We start from the raw sequence: 572 nt of genomic DNA on the forward strand, positions 1-572 counted from the left end.
ACGGGCAAATCCAGCTCGACCTTTATCAGGCGGTCAGCCGGCTGATCTATGTGACGAGCGGCTGGTACCTGAAGAACGATGCCGGCACCGCGCCGCTCGGGCAGCGGATCGCCGAGTTGCAGGACGCACGCAAGGCGCTGGAGCCGAAGCTGGTTTCGCTGCTGCCGGCCTTCTCGCGCGAGCGGATCGAGGAGCGGCGGCACAATCTGTCGAAGGGCGGCGCGCCGGGGAGCCTTGCCGAACAACTGGCGTTGACCGATGTGGCGGAACTCATCCCTGACATTGCCCTGACGGCGCGGACGGCGAATGCCGGCATCGTCGCTGCCGCCAAGGCATTTTTCGCGGTCAGCGATGTCTTTCGCATCCCGCGCGTCGAAGATGCGGCGCGCTCGATCACCCCCTCGGATTATTACGATCAACTGGCGCTTTCCCGCGCCACCGACACGATCGGCGCGGCCAGGCGCGGCATCGCCGTGGCGGCACTCACCAGCCATGCCGAGGCGGCGGATCCGGTGGCGGCATGGCTGGAGGCCGGCGGCGAACGGGTCGGACGCATCCGCGAGCGGCTGCAG

Annotated in this window: 1 pseudogene; it reads left to right on the plus strand. The window is 68.0% G+C overall.

Annotated elements, in window-relative coordinates:
- Positions 1 to 572: pseudogene (locus NMG46_RS29565) on the plus strand (NAD-glutamate dehydrogenase domain-containing protein); the annotation flags it as partial.

Source organism: Mesorhizobium sp. LMG 17147 (genome assembly GCF_024297145.1).
GTDB lineage: Bacteria > Pseudomonadota > Alphaproteobacteria > Rhizobiales > Rhizobiaceae > Mesorhizobium.